The following is a 15,945-nucleotide window of genomic DNA, read 5'->3' as shown; positions in this document are numbered from 1 at the left end:
GACGCGGCTAGACTCACGGGATGAGTACTCCGCTGGACAGCCCCGATCAGGGCGGCGTGGCAACGCTTGATCGCGAACTGGAAGAGCTCCTCCGAGAGGAGAATCTCGAGCCGGGTGACCACGAGCGTTTCTCGCATTACGTGAAGAAGGACAAGATCCTCGAGTCGGCGATCACCGGCAAGCCGGTCCGCGCACTCTGCGGCAAGAAGTGGACGCCGGGGCGCGACCCCGAGAAGTTCCCGATCTGCCCGACGTGCAAGGAGATCTACGAGTCGATGACGCGCTGACCGCGCGGGCGCGATCTCACTCCACGTCGATGTAGACGGTGGGGATGGCCGGGTCGGACTTGCTCAGCGCGAGCGCGCGCACCGGCAGTTCCTCGCGGACGCGGAGGTGATGTTCGCGGGCGGATGCCGTTCCCGCGGCGCCCTCGTGCACGGAGTCGATCTCGCCGTTGTCGATGAACGTCACCTGGAGCGGGCGCCCGCCGACGGAGGATGCCGGCCCGTCCAGCTTCTCGAAGCCGTCGGCGACGAGAACCTCCTCCGCGGTGGCGACGCCGTCCTCGAGCCGACGGAACGCGGCCTTGCGGCCGCCGTGCGACGCCTTGTCCGCGGAAGCCTTGGCGACGCCGATCCACGAACCCGTGGCATCCTGTCGGGCGACGAGCTTGTAGACCATGCTGGCCGTCGGATATCCCGATCCCGTGACCACCGACGTACCGACGCCGTAGGCGTCGACGGGCGACGCGGCGAGGGCCGCGATGGCGTACTCGTCGAGGTCGCTCGTGACCGTGATGCGGGTCTCGGTCGCCCCGAGGGCGTCGAGCTGCTCGCGCACGGCGGCCGCCACGGTGGGCAGGTCGCCGGAGTCGATGCGCACCCCGCCGAGGCCCGTGCCGGCGACGCGGATCGCCGTCTCCACGCCCGTCGAGATGTCGTAGGTATCGACGAGCAGCGTGGTGTCGGTTCCGAGGCTCTCGATCTGCGACCGGAAGGCCTCTTCCTCGCTGTCGTGGAGCAGGGTCCAGGAGTGCGCGGCGGTGCCCATCGTCGGGATGCCCCACGTGCGGCCGGCCTCGAGATTGCTCGTCGATCGGAACCCGGCGATGTAGGCGGCGCGGGCGGCCGCGACGGCCGACCGCTCGGCGGCGCGTCGCGATCCCATCTCCGCGAGGGGGCGCTCGCCCGCCGCGATGCTCATGCGCGAGGCGGCCGTGGCGACGGCCGAGTCGTGGTTGAGCACACTCAGCGCCAGCGTCTCGAGGACGACCGCGTCGGCGAAGCTGCCCTCGACGGTGAGGATGGGGGAGCCGGGAAAGTACAGCTCGCCCTCGCGGTATCCGCGAATGGATCCGGTGAACCGGTAGTCCTCGAGGTAGCGCAGGGATGCCGCATCGACCACGTCGTTGTCGCGGAGGAAACGAAGCTCGTCGTCACCGAAGCGGAAGTCGCGCACCAGGCTGAGCAGGCGCCCGGTGCCGGCGACGACCCCGAACCGGCGTCCGCCCGAGAGGCGGCGCGAGAAGAGCTCGAACACGCTCGGGCGCGATGCGGTCCCGTCGCGCAGCGATGCAGCGAGCATCGTGAGTTCGTAGCGGTCGGTGAGCAGCGCCGTCGACGAGGTCATGCGCTCAGTTTAGTGAGCGCGGCTCACCTGCGGCCGTGTCGTCGCGACTAGGCTGGGGAGTCATGAACGACGCGCCGATCGGTATCTTCGACTCCGGTGTCGGCGGGCTCACGGTGGCGCGGGCCATCCGCGCCCAGCTGCCCCGCGAGTCGTTCGTCTACATCGGCGACACCGCCCACTCGCCCTACGGGCCGAAGCCCATCGCCGACGTGCGCCGCTACTCGCTCGAGGTGCTCGACACGCTCGTCGACCAGGGCGTGAAGATGCTTGTGATCGCCTGCAACACGGCATCCTCGGCCATGCTCCGCGATGCGCGCGAGCGCTACGACGTGCCGGTGGTCGAGGTCATCGGACCCGCCGTTCGGCGGGCCGTCTCGACGACGCGCAACGGACGCATCGGCGTGATCGGTACGGTCGGCACGATCGGTTCGCGCGCTTATCAGGACATGCTCGAGGTCAACGAGCGGCTGCAGGTGTTCACCGCGGCCTGCCCGCGCTTCGTCGAGTTCGTCGAGGCGGGCATCACCGGTACCCCGGAGGTGCTCGCCGTCGCCGAGGAGTACCTCGCGCCGCTGCGCGAAGCAGAGGTCGACACGCTCGTGCTCGGCTGCACCCACTACCCCTTCCTGCGCGGCGCCATCAGCTACGTGATGGGCGAGGGCGTCACGCTCGTGTCGAGCGATGACGAGACGGCCGGCGACGTCTACCGTCAGCTCGTCCGCGGCGATCTGCTCGCCCCGCCCGACGCGACCGCGCGGTACGTGTACGAGGCCACGGGCGACTCCGCCTCGGACTTCACCGCGCTCGCGAACCGCCTGATGGGTCGCGAGGTGCGCGACGTGCAGCTCGTCCAGACCGGCGTCATCCCCCTTCCCGACTCCCTCTCCGAGCCGCGCTGAGCGGTACACCTCTCCCCGAAACGAAGGAAGCCCATGTCTGACATCGTGCGTGCCGACGGCCGCTCCACCGACCAGCTCCGCGAGGTCACGATCGAGCGCGGATGGAGCTCTCAGGCCGAGGGCTCCGCGCTGATCAGTTTCGGCGGGACGAAGGTGCTGTGCACGGCATCCTTCACGAACGGCGTTCCGCGCTGGCTCACCGGCAAGGGCAAGGGGTGGGTCACCGCCGAGTACGCCATGCTCCCTCGCGCCACGAACAGCCGCAACGACCGCGAGAGCGTGAAGGGCCGCATCGGCGGGCGCACCCACGAGATCTCCCGCCTGATCGGGCGCGCGCTGCGTGCGGTCGTCGACACCAAGGCGCTCGGCGAGAACACGATCGTGATCGACTGCGACGTGCTGCAGGCCGACGGTGGAACGCGCACCGCGGCGATCACGGGGGCGTACGTCGCCCTCGCCGACGCGATCGAGTGGGGCCGTGAGAAGAAGTTCATCGGTCGCAATTCCACCCCGCTGCTCGACTCGGTCGCCGCGGTGTCGGTCGGGATCATCGATGGAGAGCCCATGCTCGATCTGGCATACGTCGAGGACGTGCGCGCGGAGACCGACATGAACGTCGTCGTCACCGGCCGCGGACTGTTCGTCGAGGTGCAGGGCACCGCCGAGGGTGCGCCCTTCGACAAGCGCGAACTCGACGCGCTGCTGCAGCTCGGCGTCGACGGCTGCGCGACCCTCACCGAGCGGCAGATCGCCGCGTTGGCGGCCGAGTGACGATGAAGGTCGTCCTGGCCACGCACAATCCGCACAAGGTCGCCGAGTTCCAGCAGATCGTCGCCCGGGTGCGCCCCGACCTCGAGGTCGTCGGCTACGACGGACCCGAACCGGTCGAGGACGGAGTGACCTTCGCCGACAACGCGCTGATCAAGGCTCGAGCCGCGGCTGCGCACACCGGACTTCCGGCGCTCGCCGACGATTCGGGAATCTGCGTCGACGTGCTCGGCGGCTCGCCGGGCGTGTTCTCCGCCTACTGGGCGGGACAGAAGAAGGATGCCGTCGCCAACCTCGAGCTGCTGCTCGATCAGCTGCGCGACATCGCCGACCCGCATCGCGCCGCGCACTTCACCTCGACGATCGCGCTCGTCTCACCCGACGGTGCCGAGAAGGTCGTCACCGGTATCTGGCCCGGGCGGCTTGCGCACGCCGCCTCCGGCGGGGGCGGGTTCGGGTACGACCCCATCTTCATCCCCGACGGTCAGCCGGCGGGGGAGGAGCGCTCGGTCGGGGACTTCACCGACGAGGAGAAGCAGGCGCAGTCCCATCGCGCCCGCGCGTTCGAGGAGTTGGCGCCGCTGCTCGCCGACCTCTGAGCCACCGTCCGGTGCAGCGCGTGATGAGACTGGTTCTCGTTACCCTTCCCGACTAGCGAAATCGCGGCTGAACGGCTGATTCCGCGCTTAGCCTGGAGGCATGCACGATCACGCTCCCGCTGCCGGCGGCATCCGCTCGGCCGGTCACCGGCGTCTTCTGACGATCTCGCTGTGCCTCACCGCGACGATCATGGTGGTGCAGGTGGTCGGCGCTCTGCTGACCGGTTCGTTGGCACTCCTGGCCGATGCCGCGCACATGTTCACGGACGCCTCGGCACTCGTGATCGCGCTCATCGCCGCGGCGGTGGCCGCGCGCCCCGCTGACGACCGTCGCACGTTCGGATATCAGCGGGCCGAGGTCTTCGGTGCGCTGATCAACGCGATCATCCTGATTCTGCTCGCGGGGTGGGTGGGGTTCGAGGCCATCGGCCGCCTGATCGACCCGGGCGAGGTCGAGGTGGCGGGTCCGCTGATGCTCGCCGTCGCGGTGGTCGGTCTGCTGGCGAACGCGATCTCGATGTGGTTGCTCAGCCGCGCGCAGCGCACCAGCATCAACGTGCGCGGGGCGTACCTCGAGGTGATGGGAGACCTGATTGGCTCGGCGGCCGTGATCGTCGCGGCGATCGTGATCGTGGCGACGGGCTGGATGCCCGCGGATGCCATCGCCTCGATGTTCATCGCGATCCTCATCATCCCGCGGGCGATCTCTCTGCTGCGGGAGGTCTTCTCGGTGCTCTCCGAGTCGGCACCGAAAGGGATGGCGGTGGCCGACATCCGCTCGCACCTGCTCGGCTACGACGGTGTGGTCGGGGTGCACGACGTGCACGTCTGGCAACTGACCCGTGGCGCGCCGGTGTTCAGCGCGCACGTGCTCGTCGACCCGGCGATCCTCGCCGACGGACGATCGACCAGGCTCCTCTCGGAGATGCAGGGATGCCTCGCCGAGCACTTCGACGTCGAGCACTCGACGTTCCAGATCGAACCGGCGGAGCAGTCGGACTGCGAGCCGCACCACGCCTGAGGGTCAGCTCTCGCGTACGACCTCATCGGGCGATTTGTCGGGGCGCAGTCCGCGCCAGCGCGCGTGCCGCAGCACCCCGTCCGGCGTCCAGTTCGCGAACTCCACCTCGCCGACCACTTCCGGGCGCACCCAGAGCGCGTCGGACGCGTCGGGCGCGGGAACCCCGTCGAGGGGTGCGGTCTTCGTGCGCAGCGGCTCGAGCAGGTCGAGCAGATCGCGCAGGATGCGCTCGGTGAACCCGGTTCCGACCCGGCCGACGTAGCGCAGGGGCGAGCCGGGGGAGTCGTGCACCGCGAGCAGGAGGGAACCGAGCGTGCGCTCGCGATCGCCCTTGCCCGGACGGATGCCGACGATGACCGTCTCCTGCATGCGGGTGTGCTTGAGCTTGAGCCAGGAGGGCGAGCGCGTGCCGGGGCGGTAACGCGAGTCGCGGTCCTTGACGACGACGCCTTCGAGACCGAAGTCGTCGCTCGCGGCGAGAGCGTCATCGACGTCGTCGAACACGGGCGGCACCTGCACCGGCGCGTCGAGGTCGGCGATCAGGTCATCGAGCAGTGTGCGCCGCTGGTGCAGGGGGAGGTCGGTGAGATCGTGGCCGTCGAGGCGCAGCAGGTCGAAGAGCATGTACACGATGGGCGTGCGCACGACCTCCCGTTCGATCTCGCGCGCGCGGGTGAGGTGCATGCGGTTCTGCAGCCGCGAGAAGCTCGGGCGGCCGTCATGGTGGAAGGCGACGATCTCTCCGTCGACGACCGCGTCCGCCGCCGGCAGGAACGGGGCGCCGTCGCTCGTGAGCTCCGGGTAGCGCGCCGTGATGTCGGTGCCTCGGCGGGCGTGCAGACGCATCCGTCCGTTCGACCAGGTGCCCATCGCGCGGATGCCATCCCATTTCACTTCGGCCCAGGCGGGATCGCTCAGGCGGCGCGCGAGTGCGGGGGTGCCGTGCTCGGCGAGCATCGGCTCGAAAGTCGGGAGCGTCGCCTCCGGATCGAGCGCAACGGGCGAGGCGCCGCGGCTGCTCGGCCGGTGTCGCTCCGCCTTCGACTGGGCGGCTGGCGGGGAACTCGGGGCCGGGGCATCCGATGGATGCAGCGCCGCCATCGGGTCGATGCCGGCGGCCGCGCGCTCCAGCACCTCGTCGAGGTCGAGCTGTGCGAGATCGGGGTCGTCGAGCTCGTCCCAGGTGCGGGGAGCCGCCACCCATGGCCGGGCGCGGCCGCGCAGCGAGTACGGCGAGATCGTCGTCTTCTTGCCGTTGTTCTGACTCCAGTCGAGGAACACTCGGCCGCCCCGCACGGCCTTCGACATGGTGGCGGTCGCGAGGTCGGGGTGCTCGTTCTCGATGACGCGGGCGAGTTCCTTCACGACCATCGAGATCTCGGCGCTCGTCTGCTCGCCGGGGAGCGACGCGTACAGGTGGATGCCCTTGCTGCCGCTGGTCACCGGCACCGGATCGAGCCCCATCCCGGTCAGGATGCCGCGGGCGAGACGGGCGACGGCCGCGCACTGCGCGAGTCCCACGCCGGGGCCCGGGTCGAGGTCGAGCACCAGGCGGTCGGGTCGCCCGGGCAGTCCGTCGGATCCGAACCGCCACTGCGGTACGTGCAGCTCGATCGCCGCGACCTGAGCCAGCCACACCAGGGTCGGCACCTCGTCGACCAGCGGATAGTCCTTCGGACCGTCGGAGTGCACGATCGCCTGGCGGGGAATCCACTCGGGTGCCCCGCGTTCGAGCTGCTTCGTGAAGAAGGCATCGGCCGGGGCATCCGCCGTCCCCACACCCTCGACCCAGCGCTTGCGGGTCACGGGGCGACCGGCGAGCAGGGGCAGCAGCTGCGGCGCGATGGTCGAGTAATAGGCGAAGATCTCGCCCTTCGTCGTACCGGTTTCGGGATAGACGACCTTGTCGAGGTTGGTCACGCGCAGGCGGCGTCCTTCGACCTGCACGATCCGACCGTCGACGACCATGGAGCCAGCGTAGTCAAGGGCTGGTCTCGGCCGGTGCCGCTGGTGTTCACTGGGGTCATGAGAACGATCTGGAAGGGCGCGGTCACGTTCGGGCTCGTCAACGTGCCGGTGAAGGTCTACTCCGCCACCGAGGACCACGACGTTCCGCTGCACCAGGTGCACGACAAGGACGGGGGACGCATCCGCTACCAGCGCACGTGCGAGGTCTGCGGCGAGACCGTGGCCTACTCCGACATCGATCGTGCCTACGTCGACGAGGGGCACACCGTCGTGCTCACCAAGGACGATCTCGCCGCTCTCCCGTCCGAGAAGAGCCGCGAGATCGATGTCGTGGAGTTCGTGCCCAGCGACCAGGTCGATCTGCTCACCCTCGACAAGCCGTACTACCTCGAGCCGGATTCGAAATCCCCCAAGGCTTACGTGCTGCTGCGCAAGACGCTCGAGCAGAGCGAGCGCACCGCGATCGTGCGCTTCACGCTCCGGCAGAAGACCCGTCTCGCCGCGCTGCGGGTTCGCGGGGACGTGCTCGTGCTGCAGACGCTGCTCTGGGCCGACGAGGTGCGCGAGGTCGACTTCCCTTCGCTGCACGAGGACGTGTCGATCTCGAAGAAGGAACTCGAACTGTCGGCATCGCTGGTCGAGAGTTACTCGAGCGACTTCGACCCCGAGGAGTTCGTCGACGAGTACCAGAAGGAGCTGCGCACGCTCATCGACGCCAAGATCGACGCGGGCGAGGGCTTCGACGTCGCCGACACCTTCGGCGAGACGGAGGGAGCGGAGAAGGGCGGCGAGGTCATCGACCTCATGGAGGCCCTGCGCGCCAGCGTCGCGAAGTCGAAGGAACAGCGGGCGAAGGGCTCCGCGGAGAAGTCCGGTGGCAACGGGAAGGATGCCGACGCCGAGAAGTCGGCCGCGAAGAAGTCGGCCGCGAAGAAGGCGCCGGCGAAGAGGAAAGCGGGCTGACACCCGCGCCCGCCTTCAGCCCGCGTCGTCAGTGCTTGCCGTCGCCGTCCAGGTCGGGCGCGCGGTCGAAGACCTCGGGATCGAGCGTGAGGGCCTCTGCCTCGGCCGCGTCGGTGACGACGTCGTGTCCGGCCTCGGCTTCCTTCTTGGCCTTGTAGCGCTCGCGGAGGTAGTGCCACAGCGTGACCAGGGCAGTGCCGCCGACGGCGGCGAGCAGGATCAGGTCGATGTAGCTCTCGACGAAGTCCGCCACGGGCGGGATGAACCCGATGGCGTAGCCGAACATCGTGAGACCGAAGCCCCAGAGGATGGCACCGATGAGGTTGTAGAGCGTGTACTTGCGCCACGGCATGTGTCCGACGCCCGCGGCGACCGGGGCGAACGTGCGCACGATCGGCACGAACCGGGCGAGGATCACGGTGATGCCGCCGAAGCGCTCGAAGAACGCGTTCGTGCGCTCGACGTTCTTCTTGCTGAAGAGCCCCGATTCCTTGCGCTCGAAGACGGCCGGACCGCCCTTGTGGCCGATCACGTAGCCGACCTCGCCGCCGACGAACGCCGAGAGACCGATCAACAGCGCCACGAACCACACGTTGATGCCGAAGACGCCGTGCTCGGAACCAGCGATCGGGTGAGACAGCAGACCGGCGATCACGAGCAGCGTGTCACCCGGGAGCAGGAAGCCGACCAGCAGTCCGGTCTCGGCGAAGACGATGAAGCACACCACGAGGAGAGCCCACGGACCCGCCGTGCCGATGATCGTGGCCGGGTCGAGCCAGGGGATGAGCGCGGCGTGATGCATGAGTGTCCCGTCGTGGTGCGATGGTGCGGCGGTCGAGCAGCCGAACGCGCGAATGCGCTCGTCCTGTGCGGAAGGTGGGACTTGAACCCACACGCCCTGGGGCACAGGAACCTAAATCCTGCGTGTCTGCCAATTCCACCACTCCCGCGCGGTGCTCACAGTCTACCGAGCGGAGGCCTCCGCTTTCCCGGGAGAATCCGGTACAAGGAGAGGGCGGGGATCGCTCGATCCGTCGGGTGACTCGACCGTCCGATCGACGGCCGCGTGACTGTCCCAGCGGCGATCCGGGCACCGGGGGCTCCGAGGGGTCGGAGGCCACGTCATCAGCGCAGGACGAGGGCCGTTCCGAGGTCGTTCCGTCTTCGCTGTGGATAACTTCCGCGCCGTTCTCGCGATTCTTGCGAGGATGCTCGGCGTGAATCCTCCCTCTCTCGCCGTGGCCGATCGCGTGCGCCTTCGTCTGCGCAGCGACGGCACCGACCCCTCGATCGATCCCGATGCCGTCCGTCGGATCACCGAGGCCGAGGTCCGCAGGCACAACGACCTGGCACTCGCCCGAGGGCAGGAGCTCATCGACGACGAGGCGCGCTCGGTCCGCGATGTGCTCGCGGCGGTCAGCGGGTACGGGGCGTTGCAGCCCTTGCTCGACGATCCGGGCATCGAGGAGATCTGGGTGAACGGGGGAGACCAGGTGCACGTCGCCCGGGGCGGAGTGGCCGAGCGCGTCGACCTACGGCTCGGCGAGACGGTCGTGCGCGACCTCGTCGAGCGGATGCTGCAGTCCACCGGTCGCCGCGTCGACATCAGCCAGCCGTTCGTCGACGCTTCGCTGCCCGACGGCTCCCGTCTGCACGTCGCGATCGCCGATGTGGTGCGCGGCGGATGGGCCGTCAACATCCGAAAGTTCCTGCCCGGGCATCGGACTCTCGATGCGCTCGCTGCGCAGGGGGCGCTCCCCGTCGATCTCGCGCGATTCCTCGGCGATGAGATGCGTGCGGGGCGGAGTGTGATCGTCTCCGGGGCGACGCATGCGGGCAAGACCACGATGCTCGGCGCCCTCCTGGCCGCCTGCGCCGACCTGCAGCGCATCGTCACGGTCGAGGAGACCTTCGAGCTCTCGGTCGACGGACCCGATCTCGTCGCGCTGCAGGGGCGCCAGGCGAGTCTGGAGGGCTCCGGTGAGATCACCCTCCGCAGGCTCGTGAAGGAAGCCCTCCGCATGCGTCCCGATCGGCTGGTCGTCGGGGAGGTGCGCGATGCCGAGGCGCTCGACCTGGTGCTGGCGCTCAACACCGGGGTGCCGGGAGCGGCGACCGTGCACGCGAACTCCGCCGACGATGCGCTCGACAAGCTCACGATGCTGCCTCTCCTGGCCGGGCGGAACATCGACCGTTCCTTCATCGTGCCGGCGCTCGCCGCGTCCGTCGATCTCGTCGTGCACTGCGTTCGCGATCCGGAGGGCGGACGACGGGTACGCGAAGTCATCGCCCCGACCGGCGAGATCGCCGACGGACGGATCGCCACCCGCGTCATCTACTCGGACCCCGGGCGCGGCACCGCTCTGCGTACCCCGGGGCGCGACTCGTGACGCTGTTCCTCGGCGCCCTCCTGGCCGCAGGAGCGCTGCTGTGCCTTTCGCCGTGGCTGTGGCCGCCGGGCGCGCCGAAGAGTACGACGCCCCGTCGGGGGCATCTCGCTCGGCTCGTCGCGGAGGCGGGGATCGGCGCGCTGACGCCGCGAGCGGTGCTCACGGGCATGATCGCGGCGGCGCTCGCCGCGGCGGCTGCCGCCTGGCTCATCTCCGGTCTTCCGGTTCTGGCGCTCCTCGCCGGGCTCGCAGCGGGCTCGGCGCCGATCGGGTACCTGCGGGGGCGTCGACTGCGTCTGCGCCGTCTTCGCCGCCAGCTCTGGCCGGACGTATGCGATCTGCTCATCGCGTCGATCCGCGTCGGTCTGTCCCTCCCCGATGCGGTCGGAGCGCTGGAGGACTCCGCGCCGGCGATGCTGCGACCGGCGTTCGCGGTGTTCGCGCACGATGTGCGGGCGACGGGGCGGTTCGAGACGAGCCTCGATCGCCTCAAGGACACGCTCGCCGACCCCATCGGGGACCGCATCATCGAGACCCTGCGCATGGCCCGGCAGGTGGGTGGCACCGAGCTGACGGGCGTGCTCCGCGCGCTCGCCGCCTCTGTCCGTGCCGATGCCGCCCTCCGCGGCGAGGTCGAGGCGCGCCAGTCATGGATCCGCGGGGCCGCCGTGCTCGGCGCGGTGGCGCCATGGGTGATCCTCGGCCTGCTGGTGATGCGGCCCGAGGGCGCCGAGGCCTACGGCACGCCCGAGGGTGTGCTGGTGATCTGTCTCGGAGCCGCCGTGTCGACCGTCGCCTTCCGGGTGATGGTGAGGATCGGACGCCTGCCCGAGCCTCGTCGGTGGTTCGGATGAGCACCGGGTCGTCGATTGCGATCGCCGCACTGCTGGGTGGGATGTTCGGACTCGGCATTCTGGGCATCCTCTCGGTGGTGCCGCGCTGGGGTGCCGCATCCCTGGCCGTGCGGATCGCTCCGTACGTGCGCGACGTCGTGGACGATGCCGACCTTCCACTCTCGGCGCTCCCGTCGATCGCCCTGCTCCCCACGGGGAGGCGCTCACCCTGGCAGCATCTCCTCGTTCTCTTCGAGAGGGTGCTCGGCGGGGGAGAAGCGCTCGCTCGTCGCATCGCGCAGTCGGGCGCGAGTGTCACTCCCTCGGGATTCCGGGCTCGCCAGCTCGGATGGATCGTCGGGGGGATCGCCGGCGGTGCGCTGGTGATCGTCGTCCTCGTGCTCACCGGCCGCATGACCGCACCCGTGGCCGTCCTGCCGGTCCTCTGCGGAGGGGCTGCCGGAGCCCTCTACGACATGCAACTGTCCACTCGGATCAAGGCGCGACGCACCCGCCTGACCGACGAGCTTCCGACGACGCTCGAGTTCCTGGCCCTCTGCCTGTCCGCCGGCGAGGGGTTCCTCGACGCTCTGCGGCGGGTGTCATCGGTCGGATCCGGCGAGCTCACCGGCGAGTTCCGGCAGGCCGTCCTCGCGGTCGGCACCGGGTCCCCGCTGGCGGAGGCGCTGAGCGAGACCGCCGCACGACTCCAGCTGCCGGGCCTCTCGCGCGCGATCGATCAGGTGATCGCCGCGCTCGAGCACGGCGCACCCCTCGCCGCCGTCCTGCAGGCGCAGGCGGGCGACGCCCGCGAGGACGCCAAGCGGATACTCATCGAGCAGGCCGGGCGAAAGGAGATCCTCATGCTCCTGCCGCTCGTCTTCCTGATCCTGCCCCTGTCGGTCTTCTTCGCGATCTACCCCGGACTCTTCATCCTCCGCCTCGGCATCGGCTGAGCTCCCTCGAAAGGAAACCCATGAACCCGATCCTTCCCCTCCGCGCCCGCGCGACCCGGTGGTTGCGCGCGCTCGCGCACGATGACCGCGGCGATGTGCCCGGCTGGGTGCTCGTGACGCTCATGACCGCTGGCCTCGTCGTGCTCATCTGGGCGGTCGCCGGTCCGGCGCTGTCGGATCTGTTCGAGCAGGCGATCCAGCGGGTCTCCGGGATCCAGTGAGTTCGTCCGGGATCCGCGACGATGAGCGGGGATCGAGCCCCGTCGAGTTCGTTCTCGTCGGCACGCTCCTCACCGCGCTCACACTCGCCGTGATCCAGCTCGGTGTCGCCGTCTACGTCCGCAACGTGGTGCACGATGCAGCGGTCGAGGGCGCGTACCACGCGGCGCTCGCCGACACCACGCTCGAGGAGGGCGCCGAGCGGGCGCGCGAGGTGATCGAGCGCGCGGTCGGGGCCGCGTATGCCGAGGACATCGCCGTCGGCGTCACCGACCTCGGTGACCGCGATCGCGTCGACGTGCGCATCCGGACGACGTTCCCACTGGTGGGCCTGATCGGTATCCCCGCCGCCTGGGAGGTGACCGCGCATGCTCCGATGGAGAGCCTGGGGGAGGAATGACGACGGTTCCGCCGCGCTGGAGTTCATCACGGTCGGGGTGATCCTGCTGGTGCCGTTCGCCTACCTCGTGATCCTCCTGGGCGCGATCCAGGAGCAGTCCTTGGGAGCGGAGGCCGCTGCGAGACACATCGCCCGGACCATCGCGCTGTCGACCGGCCCGGAATCCGCGGCGCTCGCCGCAGACGACGTGCTCACCGCGGTCGTCGACGAGTACGGGATGGATGCCGAGGCCACCGACGTCGCTCTCTCCTGCGTGCCCGAAGGTGCCGAGTGCCCGACGGGCGGCGCGACGCTCCGCGTGACGGTCACCACGGTCGTGCGGATGCCGTTCGTGCCGGAGATGCTCGGACTCGACAGCGCCCTCGCCGTTCCTCTGGAGGCCACCTCCGTGCAGAAGGTCGGTCGCGATTGGGGGAGCGGATGATGCGGCGTCGTACGAGCGAGGCCGAGGAGGGCAGCATCCTGCTCCTGACCCTGGGCTACGTGCTCCTCGCGCTCGCGATCGTGCTGGTCTGCGTGTGCGCCACCGACCTGTACCTCGCGCAGAAACGTCTCGACGCTGTGGCCGATTCGGCGGCGGCAGCGGCAGCGGACGGGTTCACACTGGTCGCCGATGACCACGGCGTGCGCGCCGAGCTCGACGACGACGACATGCGGGAGCAGGCGCTCGAAGTCATCGACGCGGTCGAGAGCGATGCCGCCCTCGTCGACGCCTGGACACCCGACGGTGTCTCGGTGCGGGTGACGGTGACGGCGCCCTGGCATCCGCCGGTGTTCTCGCCTTTCGTTCCCGACGGCGTCGTGCTCGAAGCGACCGCGACGAGCCGCACCGCGCTGCGATGAGCGACCGTCAGCCGGGAGGCGGCACCGGGTCGTCATCCCGCACCCTCGGGACGAACCGGGGGATCCACCGGACGAACCCCACGGCACCGAGCAGTCCGATCACCCCGATCGCAGCGGCTGCGACAGGAAGGGACGCGATCGCCGTGATCGCCGACACCAGGAGCGGCGCGATCGCCCCACCGGCATCCGTCAGCGTCCGCCAGGATCCGAGGAAGGCCGCGGGTTCGCGCTTCGGCGCGACATCGGCGCCCAGCGTGAGCAGGATGCCGCTGGACAGGCCGTTGCCCACACCGAGCACCGCGGCGAACATCCCGAACCACAGCACCGGTGCCTCGACGTCGTGCGACAGCGAGAGGGCGACGAAGCCCGCGCCCATCAGGATCATCGCCGGCATCGCCGCCCACATCCGGCCGAACCGGTCCATGACCTGCCCGCTCGCGTAGAACAGCGCGAAGTCGATCGCGCCCGAGATCCCGACGACCAGTGCGATCGTCTGCGCATCGAGGCCCAGCGAGAGGCCCCAGAGCGGCAGCACGACCTGGCGGGCCGAACGCACGGCCGAGAGCGACGCCGCGGCGAGGCCGAGCCGGCTGAGCACCGTGCGCTGCTGCCACATCGTGCGGAAGATCCCGATCCGCTCGAAGGTGGGGATCGCTCCGCTGACCACCTCGCCCGAGTCCTCGGTCGTGCCGATGCGGATGGGGGAGGTCGCGGCGGGCGGGATCGTCTTCTCCGGATCGGGGCCGAAGAGCACGAGCAGCACCATCACCGTGAGGCACCCGAGGAAGAACCAGATCGCGGCGGTCTCGGTGGCGAACAGCTCCAGCAGACCCGCCGCGACGAACGGCCCGATGAAGATCCCCAGGCGGAAGCTGCCGCCCAGCAACGACAGCGCACGTGCGCGGAACTCGATGGGCACCCGCGTGGTCATGAAGGCGTGACGCGCGAGCCCGAAGGCCGCGGCGCAGAAACCGAGGACGAAGACGGATGCCGCCAGCACGCCGATCGACGGGGCGAAGACCATCCCGACCGCCGAGAGCATGGCGATCGCGCCGGCGATGACCATCGTGAACCGCTCGCCGATACGCGCGACCGCCCATCCGGCGGGCAGATTGCCGCAGAGCTGACCGACGACCAGCGCCGAGGCGACCAGCGCGGCGAACGCGACGTCGGCGCCCATCGATGCGGCGATGACGGGGATCAGCGGGATCACCGCGCCCTCGCCGAGCGAGAACAGCACGGTCGGGAGATACACCATCGGCCCGAATCGTCGGAGGACCGTGGATGCACTGCTCACCGTTCGAGGCTACTCCCGCGGCGACGACAGGATAGGCTCGATGATCATGCTCGAACTCGATCTCTCCGCCGACATCCAGGCACTCAGGCACACCTTCGGCGACATCAGCGAGGTCGTCGATGTCGCACGGCTCCGCGACGAGATCGCGCGACTCAGCGAAGAAGCCGGTGCCCCCGACCTCTGGGACGACACCGAGAACGCGCAGAAGGTCACCAGCGCGCTGAGCCACCGCCAGTCCGAGCTCGCCCGCGTCACCGGCATCGCCCAGCGCCTCGATGACCTCGAAGTGCTCGTCGACCTGGCCAACGAGATGGGTGACGAGGACTCCGCGCAGGAGGCTCGCACCGAACTCGCAGCCCTCACCGAGATGATCAACCAGCTCGAGGTGCAGACGCTGCTCGACGGCGAGTACGACGAGCGCTCCGCGATCGTGACGATCCGCTCCGGAGCGGGTGGCGACGACGCGACCGACTTCGCCGAGATGCTCATGCGCATGTACCTGCGCTGGGCCGAGCGGCACAAGTACCCCGTGAAGGTCATGGACACCTCCTACGCCGAGGGCGCGGGCATCAAGTCGGCCACGTTCGAGATCGACGCGCCGTACGCGTTCGGCACGGTGTCGGTCGAGGCCGGCACCCACCGCCTGGCGCGCATCAGCCCCTTCGGTTCGGCCGACAAGCGTCAGACGTCGTTCGCCGCGGTCGAGGTCATCCCGCTCATGGAGGAGGCGACCGAGGTCGACATCCCCGAGAACGACATCCGCGTCGACGTCTTCCGCTCGTCCGGCCCCGGCGGCCAGTCGGTCAACACCACCGACTCCGCCGTGCGACTGACCCACCTTCCGACCGGCATCGTCGTGTCGATGCAGAACGAGAAGTCGCAGATCCAGAACCGCGCCGCAGCCATGCGCGTGCTGCAGACCCGCCTCCTCCTGCTGCAGAAGGAGCAGGAAGCGGCGAAGAAGAAGGAACTCGCAGGCAACATCACCGCCAGCTGGGGCGACCAGATGCGTTCGTACTTCCTCTACGGTCAGCAGCTCGTGAAGGATCTTCGCACCGGATACGAGTCGGGCAACCCGATGGCGGTCTTCGACGGCGACCTCGACGGCTTCATCTCCGCCGGAATCCGTTGGCGTAAGCGTCCCGAAGAGGACTGATCTC

At 69.5% G+C, this 15,945-nt stretch carries 18 protein-coding genes and 1 tRNA gene; 14 read left to right on the top strand and 5 right to left on the bottom strand.

What is annotated here, in order from left to right; all coding sequences use genetic code 11:
• Nucleotides 1-20 precede the first annotated feature (20 nt).
• Entirely contained in the window at nucleotides 21-287 is a 267-nt protein-coding gene (locus KV396_RS00940) for a DUF3039 domain-containing protein (protein WP_247624800.1), read from the top strand.
• A 16-nt stretch (nucleotides 288-303) separates the two neighbouring features.
• On the opposite strand, the gene KV396_RS00935 is transcribed toward KV396_RS00940, so the two are convergent.
• On the bottom strand, nucleotides 304-1,629 hold the full coding sequence (locus KV396_RS00935) for a nicotinate phosphoribosyltransferase (protein ID WP_247956550.1): 1,326 nt from the start codon (nucleotides 1,627-1,629) through the stop codon (nucleotides 304-306).
• A gap of 62 nt (nucleotides 1,630-1,691) precedes the next feature.
• On the opposite strand from KV396_RS00935, the gene murI reads away from it, so the two are divergent.
• From murI to KV396_RS00915, 4 genes are all read left to right on the top strand, one after another.
• Nucleotides 1,692-2,528, top strand: coding sequence for a glutamate racemase (gene murI, locus KV396_RS00930; protein ID WP_247624798.1), 837 nt, complete (start codon nucleotides 1,692-1,694; stop codon nucleotides 2,526-2,528).
• 33 nt (nucleotides 2,529-2,561) lie between these two features.
• Nucleotides 2,562-3,299 (top strand): ribonuclease PH, encoded by a 738-nt coding sequence (gene rph, locus KV396_RS00925; protein ID WP_247624797.1) that lies wholly within the window; start codon nucleotides 2,562-2,564, stop codon nucleotides 3,297-3,299.
• A gap of 2 nt (nucleotides 3,300-3,301) precedes the next feature.
• Complete coding sequence (gene rdgB, locus KV396_RS00920) at nucleotides 3,302-3,895, top strand: RdgB/HAM1 family non-canonical purine NTP pyrophosphatase (RefSeq protein ID WP_247624796.1); 594 nt, start codon at nucleotides 3,302-3,304, stop codon at nucleotides 3,893-3,895.
• 100 nt (nucleotides 3,896-3,995) lie between these two features.
• Nucleotides 3,996-4,916, top strand: a complete 921-nt coding sequence (locus KV396_RS00915) for a cation diffusion facilitator family transporter (protein WP_247634344.1) — start codon at nucleotides 3,996-3,998, stop codon at nucleotides 4,914-4,916.
• 3 nt (nucleotides 4,917-4,919) lie between these two features.
• Here KV396_RS00915 and ligD read toward each other — a convergent pair whose 3' ends face one another.
• Nucleotides 4,920-6,884, bottom strand: coding sequence for a non-homologous end-joining DNA ligase (gene ligD / locus KV396_RS00910; RefSeq protein ID WP_247956549.1), 1,965 nt, complete (start codon nucleotides 6,882-6,884; stop codon nucleotides 4,920-4,922).
• A gap of 57 nt (nucleotides 6,885-6,941) precedes the next feature.
• On the opposite strand from ligD, the gene ku reads away from it, so the two are divergent.
• Nucleotides 6,942-7,847, top strand: coding sequence for a non-homologous end joining protein Ku (gene ku, locus KV396_RS00905; protein ID WP_247956548.1), 906 nt, complete (start codon nucleotides 6,942-6,944; stop codon nucleotides 7,845-7,847).
• Between the two features lie 28 nt (nucleotides 7,848-7,875).
• On the opposite strand, the gene KV396_RS00900 is transcribed toward ku, so the two are convergent.
• The gene (locus tag KV396_RS00900) at nucleotides 7,876-8,649 is read right to left on the bottom strand and encodes a DedA family protein (protein ID WP_247624792.1); all 774 of its coding nucleotides are present in this window, start codon (nucleotides 8,647-8,649) and stop codon (nucleotides 7,876-7,878) included.
• Nucleotides 8,650-8,715: 66 nt separating this feature from the next.
• Nucleotides 8,716-8,797 (bottom strand) — tRNA-Leu (locus KV396_RS00895).
• A gap of 267 nt (nucleotides 8,798-9,064) precedes the next feature.
• Here KV396_RS00895 and KV396_RS00890 point away from each other — a divergent pair.
• From KV396_RS00890 to KV396_RS00860, 7 genes are read left to right on the top strand one after another with little or no spacing between them, the layout of a single operon-like run.
• Nucleotides 9,065-10,237, top strand: a complete 1,173-nt coding sequence (locus KV396_RS00890; protein ID WP_247956547.1) for a CpaF family protein — start codon at nucleotides 9,065-9,067, stop codon at nucleotides 10,235-10,237.
• Nucleotides 10,234-11,091 (top strand): type II secretion system F family protein, encoded by an 858-nt coding sequence (locus tag KV396_RS00885; protein ID WP_247634348.1) that lies wholly within the window; start codon nucleotides 10,234-10,236, stop codon nucleotides 11,089-11,091. Before KV396_RS00890 ends, KV396_RS00885 begins: the two co-directional genes overlap by 4 nt.
• Nucleotides 11,088-12,026, top strand: a complete 939-nt coding sequence (locus tag KV396_RS00880) for a type II secretion system F family protein (protein WP_247634349.1) — start codon at nucleotides 11,088-11,090, stop codon at nucleotides 12,024-12,026. Before KV396_RS00885 ends, KV396_RS00880 begins: the two co-directional genes overlap by 4 nt.
• 20 nt (nucleotides 12,027-12,046) lie before the next feature.
• Entirely contained in the window at nucleotides 12,047-12,247 is a 201-nt protein-coding gene (locus KV396_RS00875) for a hypothetical protein (protein ID WP_247956546.1), read from the top strand.
• Nucleotides 12,244-12,645, top strand: a complete 402-nt coding sequence (locus tag KV396_RS00870; protein ID WP_247634384.1) for a TadE/TadG family type IV pilus assembly protein — start codon at nucleotides 12,244-12,246, stop codon at nucleotides 12,643-12,645. Before KV396_RS00875 ends, KV396_RS00870 begins: the two co-directional genes overlap by 4 nt.
• The gene (locus KV396_RS00865; protein ID WP_247634385.1) at nucleotides 12,614-13,069 is read left to right on the top strand and encodes a TadE family protein; all 456 of its coding nucleotides are present in this window, start codon (nucleotides 12,614-12,616) and stop codon (nucleotides 13,067-13,069) included. Before KV396_RS00870 ends, KV396_RS00865 begins: the two co-directional genes overlap by 32 nt.
• Nucleotides 13,069-13,488, top strand: coding sequence for a pilus assembly protein TadG-related protein (locus KV396_RS00860; RefSeq protein ID WP_323131834.1), 420 nt, complete (start codon nucleotides 13,069-13,071; stop codon nucleotides 13,486-13,488). The genes KV396_RS00865 and KV396_RS00860 overlap by 1 nt, the downstream gene beginning before the upstream one ends.
• Nucleotides 13,489-13,495: 7 nt before the next feature.
• Here KV396_RS00860 and KV396_RS00855 read toward each other — a convergent pair whose 3' ends face one another.
• Nucleotides 13,496-14,746 (bottom strand): MFS transporter, encoded by a 1,251-nt coding sequence (locus KV396_RS00855; protein ID WP_247957543.1) that lies wholly within the window; start codon nucleotides 14,744-14,746, stop codon nucleotides 13,496-13,498.
• A gap of 85 nt (nucleotides 14,747-14,831) precedes the next feature.
• On the opposite strand from KV396_RS00855, the gene prfB reads away from it, so the two are divergent.
• Nucleotides 14,832-15,941 (top strand): peptide chain release factor 2, encoded by a 1,110-nt coding sequence (prfB, locus tag KV396_RS00850; RefSeq protein WP_247625325.1) that lies wholly within the window; start codon nucleotides 14,832-14,834, stop codon nucleotides 15,939-15,941.
• Nucleotides 15,942-15,945: the final 4 nt, after the last annotated feature.

The sequence above is a fragment of the Microbacterium galbinum genome, assembly GCF_023101185.1.
Lineage (GTDB): Bacteria > Actinomycetota > Actinomycetes > Actinomycetales > Microbacteriaceae > Microbacterium > Microbacterium galbinum.
Note: the sequence above shows the minus strand (reverse complement) of the source record. Positions and strands in the feature narration are given on the sequence as shown.

What these genes read in the sequence shown, in the direction of transcription:
- KV396_RS00940 (WP_247624800.1), top strand. Translation starts at nt 21, where the DNA reads ATGAGTACTCCGCTGGACAGCCCCGATCAGGGCGGCGTGGCAACGCTT.
- KV396_RS00935 (WP_247956550.1), bottom strand. Translation starts at nt 1,629, where the DNA reads ATGACCTCGTCGACGGCGCTGCTCACCGACCGCTACGAACTCACGATG.
- murI (WP_247624798.1), top strand. Translation starts at nt 1,692, where the DNA reads ATGAACGACGCGCCGATCGGTATCTTCGACTCCGGTGTCGGCGGGCTC.
- rph (WP_247624797.1), top strand. Translation starts at nt 2,562, where the DNA reads ATGTCTGACATCGTGCGTGCCGACGGCCGCTCCACCGACCAGCTCCGC.
- rdgB (WP_247624796.1), top strand. Translation starts at nt 3,302, where the DNA reads ATGAAGGTCGTCCTGGCCACGCACAATCCGCACAAGGTCGCCGAGTTC.
- KV396_RS00915 (WP_247634344.1), top strand. Translation starts at nt 3,996, where the DNA reads ATGCACGATCACGCTCCCGCTGCCGGCGGCATCCGCTCGGCCGGTCAC.
- ligD (WP_247956549.1), bottom strand. Translation starts at nt 6,884, where the DNA reads ATGGTCGTCGACGGTCGGATCGTGCAGGTCGAAGGACGCCGCCTGCGC.
- ku (WP_247956548.1), top strand. Translation starts at nt 6,942, where the DNA reads ATGAGAACGATCTGGAAGGGCGCGGTCACGTTCGGGCTCGTCAACGTG.
- KV396_RS00900 (WP_247624792.1), bottom strand. Translation starts at nt 8,649, where the DNA reads ATGCATCACGCCGCGCTCATCCCCTGGCTCGACCCGGCCACGATCATC.
- KV396_RS00880 (WP_247634349.1), top strand. Translation starts at nt 11,088, where the DNA reads ATGAGCACCGGGTCGTCGATTGCGATCGCCGCACTGCTGGGTGGGATG.
- KV396_RS00875 (WP_247956546.1), top strand. Translation starts at nt 12,047, where the DNA reads ATGAACCCGATCCTTCCCCTCCGCGCCCGCGCGACCCGGTGGTTGCGC.
- KV396_RS00865 (WP_247634385.1), top strand. Translation starts at nt 12,614, where the DNA reads ATGCTCCGATGGAGAGCCTGGGGGAGGAATGACGACGGTTCCGCCGCG.
- KV396_RS00860 (WP_323131834.1), top strand. Translation starts at nt 13,069, where the DNA reads ATGCGGCGTCGTACGAGCGAGGCCGAGGAGGGCAGCATCCTGCTCCTG.
- KV396_RS00855 (WP_247957543.1), bottom strand. Translation starts at nt 14,746, where the DNA reads ATGGTGTATCTCCCGACCGTGCTGTTCTCGCTCGGCGAGGGCGCGGTG.
- prfB (WP_247625325.1), top strand. Translation starts at nt 14,832, where the DNA reads ATGCTCGAACTCGATCTCTCCGCCGACATCCAGGCACTCAGGCACACC.